Origin of the sequence: Nonomuraea sp. H19 (assembly GCF_052068215.1) — a bacterium.
Lineage (GTDB): Bacteria > Actinomycetota > Actinomycetes > Streptosporangiales > Streptosporangiaceae > Nonomuraea.
Genome location: NZ_JBQHCV010000148.1, coordinates 1 through 539, shown reverse-complemented (window position 1 = coordinate 539; position 539 = coordinate 1). Strand labels below are relative to the sequence as shown.

Below are 539 nucleotides of genomic sequence, written 5' to 3'. Positions count from 1 at the left end.
AGCAGGATCCACGCCAGGTTGACCGGAATCAGCACCTTCCAGCCCAGAGACATGAGCTGGTCGTAGCGGACGCGGGGCAGCGAGGCCCGCACCCACACGATGAAGCTGAAGGTCAGCACGAACTTGATGAAGAACCACAGAACCGGCACCCAGCCCGTGTGCGCCCACTCCCAGTCCATCGGGAGCGGCGCCCGCCAGCCGCCGAGGAACAGCGTCACGGCGATGCCGGAGGCGGTGAACGTGTGCAGGTATTCGCCCATCATGATCAGGGCGAACTTCAGCGACGAGGAGTATTCGGTCTGGAAGCCGCCGACCAGCTCGCCCTCGCCCTCGGGCAGGTCGAACGGGATGCGGGCGGCCTCGCCGAACATGCAGACCACGTAGATCAGGAACGACGGGATCAGCAGCACCGCGAACCAGGTCTGCTCCTGGGCCTTGACGATCTCCGACGTGGACAGCGTCCCGGCGAAGATGAAGACCGCGACGAACGACAGGCCCATGGCGATCTCGTACGACACCACCTGGGCCGCCGACCGCAG

1 protein-coding gene is annotated in these 539 nt (G+C 65.5%); it reads right to left on the bottom strand.

Translation table 11 applies throughout. The features are described from left to right. On the bottom strand, nt 1-539 hold a 539-nt coding region (locus ACTMTI_RS56990), incomplete at both ends, for a complex I subunit 1/NuoH family protein (RefSeq protein ID WP_441129428.1).